The following is a 7,588-nucleotide window of genomic DNA, read 5'->3' on the forward strand; positions in this document are numbered from 1 at the left end:
AAGTAAGTTTACTGCTTCTTTCCATTCTTTTTTTAAAGCTTTAAAAGCCGGTAACATTAATAATGTTCCAAGTGGTATTTGAAAATAAATATAAGTAAGCAATAAACCATTAATCGTATATAAATCAAAATTAGCTAGAAAATCAATCCCGTAATTTTTTCCAATTAAAGTTAAAATTCCGACATTTCCAAGTAAAATCATAAACGCAAAAGCTAATGGTACACCAGCAAAATTACTAGTAATATTTAATATTGTTGTAAACACATTACGAACTTTACTACTTGCATGATTACAAGCTTTAGCCCCTAAAAAAGCAATGATTATCCCGCAAACAGCTGAAAAAACCGAAATCCAGACACTATTATAAATTGACTGTAGATATAAGCGGGTAGTAAAAATTCTCGTAAAATGTTCAAAAGTAAAACCACCGCCCACTTTAGAAAAACTTTCAATAAAAATATTGATCAATGGCAATATTTCAAACAAAACTACCATGATCAAAAACGGCAGTAACGCAAATAAATATATCTTTTTACTAATCTTTTTCATTTCTAAACGCCACCTCCAATGACTCCATTTGCACATCTGGTTCTAGCTTTAATAACTGACATAATAGCGGTGCAAACTGTAAAGTAGTTAACTCATGACTTTGATAGCCATTAACAACCTGTTTATCAATGATATAAAGTGCACTACAGCGCTGCATCTTGCTATTACCGCCATGATAACCATTTTCACTCATGCCATGGTCGGCACCTACGACAATACTATAGCCCTGTTCGATCCAGCCAGGAAGATAAGTTGATAATAACTTGTCATTTGCAATAACTGCATTAGCATATTCTTTTGATCCAGCACCATAACGATGACCCGTATCATCAATATTCATGGGATGAATAAAAACAAAATCATATTCTTCTTTAGCCATTAAATTAGCTGCCAGAGCATATAAATGATTATCAGGATAACTATCTTCATAGTAAAAAAAGCCTTGATCAATATTAGATGTACTATCGTGATGATAAATATCTTTAGTATGATTAAATGGAGCAGATAAATATAATTCACTGATCCAATAATAAGCTAACGCCAAACTTTTTTTATTATTTTGTTTTAATAATTTAAATAGATGGTTTGCTTTTGATAACCGACAAATTCCATTATTAGTTATACCATGCTTATAAACCGGTAAACCCGTAAAGATTGTTTCATACATTGGCCTTGAAGCACTAGGTAATTCACCTAGTACTTCATATTTTGCGGCCTGATTTTTTTGACATAAATGTTCTAAATAACCTAAATGTTCTTTAGCATAATTACTTTGTAAACCATCTAATAAAACAAAGACTGTTTTATTGTGCATAAGTAACTACCTCTTCTTGCCATGTTGTCGCTAAATCTGATACAGCTTGATCCCATGCTTCCTGGTCTTCAATAAAACGAGCATTTGTATATTGATCATCAGGCAACAGCTTAGCTTTAACATCTTCTGGTAATTCAACGTCACGAACTGGACGAGCATAGCCTTTAGCTAAATTAATTTGTCCTTCATCTGATAAAATATATTCACGAGCTAAAGCTGCTGCATAAGGTCGTTTGGTATAAGCATTAATAATTGTACAATAACCACTTTGAATCGCTCCATCACTAGGAACTGATACTTCATAATGGGCATTAGGATTATTTTCTTGAATTTGAGCACGATATCCTAAAGAATTATAATCCCATAAAACAGCTACTTCAATTTCCCCTTTTTCCAAACGAGCAACACTAGTATCTCCCATATCTAAACGACCATCTTCAGCTAAAGTTTTAAAGAAATCTAAACCTGGCTGAATATCACTTTCACTTCCACCAAAAGCAATTGCAGCACTTAATAACCCGCTTTGAGCCTGAGTAGCTACAGAAACATCACCAATTGTTAAAGTATAATCACCTTCTAATACATCTTGCCAGCTAGTTGGTGCCTGATCAACTAAATCAGTATTCGTAATAAAAGTAATTGTTCCATAATAACCAATGATCCAGTTACCATCTTCATCTTTAGCCCAATCAGGGATTGAATCCCAATAAGATGTTTTATATGGCATAGTAACTCCTTGTTCTTTAGCTACAGGACCAAATGATTGTCCAACGTCACCAATATCCTTAGTAGCATCATTTGCTTCATTGGCAAAAATTGCTAGTTCTTCAGCACTAGACATATCAGTGTCCGTATGCTTTAATCCATAAGTAGCTTCAATTTCATCCCAAGTTTCACCCCAGTTAGCCCAGGTATCTGGCATTCCTACTGAATTTACTTCACCATCTTCTTTTGCTTTTTCAATAATTTCTTCAAGTTTCATCGAATTTAAATCAACATCTGTTTTAGTACTTTCTTCAGAGCACCCAGTTAAAAAACTAGCAGCTACTAAAGCACTAACTCCTAATTTTAAAATTTTGCTTTTCATTTTTTATACTTCCTCCTTAGCGGTTAAAGTATAGCATTTAAAAAAATGTCTAAAATATCGTTATTTTGTAAAGTATTGTAAAGATTATTTTGCTTAATTTATTAAATATAAATACTTAGTAAAGAAATTTAAAGATTAGCTTAATTTATAAAACAAAAAAGCTAACATCTCTGTTAGCTTTAGCTATCCTTTATTATTTCAAATCTTTTAATGCTTTAACAAATAATAACTCAGTGATTAAAAAAGCACTTAAATCAGCCAATGGTACAGCAATAAAAATACCATCTAAACCAATCATTGATGACAATAATAAAATCAACGGAATTAAAACAATTACCTGTCTAAGTAAATTTAAGACACTGGCAATCTTGATTTTACCAATACACTGAAAATAATTAGCACTCATGATTTGGGCCCCTAATAATGGTAAACAAATAAACCAGATTCTAATTGCCTTAGTTCCTAGAGCAACTACTTCAGGTTCATTATTGAACATCAAAATAATTGTTTTCGGGAATAACTCTACTGCTAAAAAACCAATTAAAGCAATTATTGTAGCCCCAATGATCGAATATTTTAATGTTTCTTTAACCCGATCATATTTACGAGCCCCAAAATTATAACTAATTAATGGCTGTTGTCCTTGCATTAAACCAGTTAACGGCATTTGACAGATGGTTTGAAAACTAGTAATGATACCAACAGCTGAAATTGCAATATCCCCACCATAAGTACCTAACGTACTATTTAAAATAATATTTAACACACTATTAGCCATTTGCATCAAAAAAGCTGGTACACCAGTTCTAATAATATCAATGGCAACTCGTACTTTTATTTTAAGATGCTGGAAATCTAATTTAATCAAAGAACGATTAGAACATAAATAACATAATTGCCAGATCATACTTAAAAATTGACCGCCAATTGTTGCCAGGGCAGCACCTTGCATTCCCATATCAAATTTAATAATCAAAATATAATCAAAAACAATATTAAAGCCAGCACCAATTAGCTGTGAAATCATTGCATTTTTAGGATTTCCCTGAGCTCGAGAAAAGTTATTTCCACACATGGTAACACATTGAAAAACAGCTCCATATAATACAATCGACAAATAAGCACTAGCATAAGGCAAAACCGTTTCACTAGCTCCTAGTACCACTAAAATTGGATCAATAAATATATTTCCAAACACCATAAAAAGCAAACCAAACAAAACAGTTAAAACAACCGCATTACCTTGATAAATACCGGCCTGCTCTTTATTTTTTTGTCCTAAAGCAATACTAAACCGTGTTGCCCCTCCAACACCGACCATTAAAGAAATCGCCATTAAAACTAATGTAACTGGATAACTAACCGTAATTCCAGCAATCCCGATAGCCCCAAGACTTGGCGCATTACCAATAAAAATACGATCGACAACATTATAAATCGCATTTACTAACATTCCGATAATTGCCGGAATACTAAATTCAACTAATAATGGTAAGATTCTTTTAGTTCCAATTCTTTCATCATTCATTTTCATCACCCCTAATTAAATTCTCTTTTAATACATTTAACATTCTTCTTAGTTCCTGCAATTCTTCTTTAGATAATCCTTTAGTCAAATCAACATCCTTTTTTTCAAATACCTGATCAACTATCTTTTGTTTTTCCAATCCTAACGGTGTTAGTTTTATTTCGTAACAGCGTTTATCCTTAATAAAAGGAACTCTTTCAATCAATCCTTTAGTTTGCATATTTTGAAGTAACCTAGTAACTGCACTTTTATCAATTTGTAATTTACGAATCAGTTCATCCTGGTGCAATATTTCTTGATATTTAAAAAACATCAATACCGATCCTTCATTGCCTGTTAATTGATATTGTTTCAAGCGCTGATTACTATCATTACGATTCAATGTCGCTAAGCGATTGATAACTCTTCCAATTCGTTCCATGATCATCCTCCTTAGTTGACATATCAACTATATATAAATTTAGTTGATATGTCAACTATTAATCAAAAAAAGATACGAATAAACTCGTATCTTAGTATGCTTTAGCAAAATATACAACTTTTTTAGCTGGTTTTCCACAAACTGGACAAACATCACCAAATGGTTCTTCATCTTCCTTGATACAGCGACTTGTTGCTGTAGTGTCGTTTTTCACTTGCAATTCGCATGCCTCATCGCCACACCACATCATTTTTACATATCCGCCTTTATTAGCGATAATATCTTTGAATTCTTCATAAGTATTAGCTTGTCTAGTATTGCGATTACGATGATCTAATGCTTTTTGATACATTTCATCATGAATCGTATCTAATAAATCTTTAACTGTTGTATTCAAGCTTTCATCAAGGGTATGTGTTGCTTTAGCCCCATCATTTCTTTTGGCAATTACACAACAATTATTTTCAAGATCGCGAGGACCAATTTCAATTCTTAATGGAATTCCGCGCATTTCTGCTTCTGAAAATTTCCATCCTGGCGTTTTATCACTTGAATCCACTTTAACTCGAATACCACTAGCTTTTAGCTGTTCCATAATTTCATTAGCTTTATCTAAAACTCCTGGTTTTTGTTGTTGAATTGGAATAATTACTACTTGTACTGGAGCTACACGTGGTGGTAATACTAAACCGTTGTTATCACCATGAACCATGATAATTGCCCCAATTAAGCGAGTTGATACCCCCCAAGAAGTTTGATAAACATATTCCAATTTATTTTCTTTAGATAAAAATTTCATATCAAATGCTTTAGCAAAACCTTGTCCAAAATAGTGGCTAGTACCTGATTGTAATGCTTTTCCATCATGCATCAAAGCCTCGATTGTATAAGTTGCTTCAGCACCAGCAAATTTTTCTTTTTCAGTTTTACGACCCGTAAGCATTGGGATCGCTAAAAGATTTTTAGCGGTATCTTCATAGATACTTAACATCTGTAATGTTTCCTGCCATGCTTCTTCTTTAGTTGCATGAACAGTATGCCCTTCTTGCCATAAAAACTCTGATCCCCTTAAAAATGGTCTAGTTGTCTTTTCCCAGCGAACAACTGAACACCATTGATTATATAACTTCGGTAAATCCCGATATGAATTTACAATTTTAGCATAATGTTCACAAAAAAGAGTTTCTGAAGTTGGTCGAATCACTAAAGATTCCTCAAGATTTTCTAAACCACCTTTAGTTACTACTGCACATTCTGGTGCAAACCCTTCAACGTGATCAGATTCTTTTTGCAATAAAGATTGGGGAATAAGCATCGGCATATAAACATTTTCATGTCCAGTTTCTTTAAATTTTTTATCCATATACTGCTGAATCATTTCCCACATTGCATAACTGTATGGTCGATAAATAATAAAACCTTTAATACTGCTATAATCCATCAGTTCAGCTTTACGACAAACATCAGTATACCACTTAGCAAAATCATCTTCCATTGCAGTAATTGCATCTATTTTTTTATTTGCCATCATTTCTCCTCATTTCCTTAATAATCTTCATCTATTTTACTATTAAAACTATGATTATGCAAGATAGTTATTCAATTGTAATATGAGTTTCTTTATTTGTCCTAGTTAAAACAATTTTAAAATCAATCCGCTCTTTTAATTCACTAACATGCGAAATTATTCCAATTAGCTTGCCATCTTGCTGTAAGTCCATTAAACAGTTAATTGCCTGATCTAATGACTGACTATCTAACGAACCAAAGCCTTCATCTATAAACAGCGTATTTAATTCAATTCCCCCGGCATGATCCTGAATCATCTTTGAAAGTCCTAAAGCTAATGACAAAGCAGCTTTAAACGATTCCCCGCCTGATAATGTTTTAACATCTCGCAGCATCCCGCTTTCCATATCTAAAACATCTAATTCCAAACCTTGTTTACTATTGCCTTTCGAACGATTGTCACGACGATATAATTGATAGCGGCCTTGAGCCATTCTTTTTAATAAAACATTAGCATAAGCTAAAATATTTTCAAAATAAGCTGCTAAAACATAACGTTCAAACGAAACCCGATATTGATTTTTTCCTGAAGCAACCTCACTTAAATCAAAATAACATTGATACAAATCATAACTTTGTTTTAACTTTTGATCAATTTCTAAAATATCATTAACTGTCTTTTGAATCGTCAAATATGTAGCTTTTAAATCATTTAACTGTTTCATTAAATCTTTTAATTCCACTTTTAATAAATCCAATTTAGCTTTTAACTGGTTAAGATCAACTGCTTTTTTATCTTTCAGTTCTTCTTTTAACTGAACAATTTGTTTTTGTAAAGTTTCTTTTACAATCAAATAATCCTGATATGCTTTTTCTTTAGTTTCTAACTGTGTTATATCATTTAATCTTGAAATAAAACTATTTTCATCTTTAAAATATTTCTTTAATTGATGATGATATTTTTCTTGATATTGCTTATTTAACAGTTCTTCCTTGGCAAACTGCTTAGTTAAAGTATCTAACTTTGAGGTTAGTTGAATTACATTTTCTTTACTTTTTAAATAGTCATCTTCAATGATCTTAATATTTTGTTGTAACGAATTTATTTGGTTTTGTTTATCATTAATTTGTTGCTTTAATGAAGGCATCGTCATAGTTTTAAAATATTCATTTTGACTATTACGGCCAATAATCTGGTTTATCTTAGCTTGGTATTCTTGAATTAAATTATTATTTGTTTGCCACTGTTTATTTAAACTATCAACATCTTTTTGATATTTTTTAACACTTATTTGTAATTTTTTTAAATAAGTAATCTCTTCATTTATTTTCTTTTCAGCAGCTAACAACTGCATTTCCTTTAAATTAATTGAAGCTAATACTTTAATAAAAACCTCTTTTCCTAATTCCTCATCAATTCCTAGACGAGTTGCATTTTCATCTAAATGCTTCAACATCAATTCTGTTTCTTTTTGCTTTAAAATCAAATCATTATAAATATCCTCACGCTGATTACGGCATTGATCAAATTTATTTTTAGCTTTTTTCAAATCATCATCATTAATTAACTTACCAGTAAAATTAGCTAAATGAGGATGCTCTAAAGAACCACAAACCGGACACGGCTCATTTTCTTTTAATTTGCTGGCAAGAATACCAGCTTGACTTAAACGATAAAGA

At 31.8% G+C, this 7,588-nt stretch carries 7 protein-coding genes; all 7 read right to left on the minus strand.

Annotated elements, in window-relative coordinates; all coding sequences use genetic code 11:
- Positions 1 to 549: ABC transporter permease (locus tag J7M77_RS12655; protein WP_367237021.1), on the minus strand; the 549-nt coding region annotated here is incomplete at its 3' end.
- Entirely contained in the window at positions 536 to 1,363 is an 828-nt protein-coding gene (locus tag J7M77_RS12660; RefSeq protein WP_296879122.1) for an alkaline phosphatase family protein, read from the minus strand. The genes J7M77_RS12655 and J7M77_RS12660, both read right to left, overlap by 14 nt.
- Positions 1,353 to 2,450 (minus strand): ABC transporter substrate-binding protein, encoded by a 1,098-nt coding sequence (locus J7M77_RS12665; protein WP_296879124.1) that lies wholly within the window; start codon positions 2,448 to 2,450, stop codon positions 1,353 to 1,355. Before J7M77_RS12665 ends, J7M77_RS12660 begins: the two co-directional genes overlap by 11 nt.
- 193 nt (positions 2,451 to 2,643) lie before the next feature.
- Entirely contained in the window at positions 2,644 to 3,978 is a 1,335-nt protein-coding gene (locus J7M77_RS12670) for an MATE family efflux transporter (RefSeq protein ID WP_296879126.1), read from the minus strand.
- On the minus strand, positions 3,971 to 4,399 hold the full coding sequence (locus tag J7M77_RS12675; RefSeq protein WP_296879128.1) for a MarR family winged helix-turn-helix transcriptional regulator: 429 nt from the start codon (positions 4,397 to 4,399) through the stop codon (positions 3,971 to 3,973). The genes J7M77_RS12670 and J7M77_RS12675 overlap by 8 nt, the downstream gene beginning before the upstream one ends.
- Before the next feature lie 91 nt (positions 4,400 to 4,490).
- Positions 4,491 to 5,927, minus strand: a complete 1,437-nt coding sequence (gene proS / locus J7M77_RS12680) for a proline--tRNA ligase (RefSeq protein ID WP_367237022.1) — start codon at positions 5,925 to 5,927, stop codon at positions 4,491 to 4,493.
- A gap of 67 nt (positions 5,928 to 5,994) precedes the next feature.
- On the minus strand, positions 5,995 to 7,588 hold a 1,594-nt coding region (locus J7M77_RS12685), incomplete at its 5' end, for an SbcC/MukB-like Walker B domain-containing protein (protein ID WP_296879136.1).

This window comes from Thomasclavelia sp. (assembly GCF_017889095.1).
Taxonomy (GTDB): Bacteria; Bacillota_I; Bacilli_A; order Erysipelotrichales; family Coprobacillaceae; genus Thomasclavelia.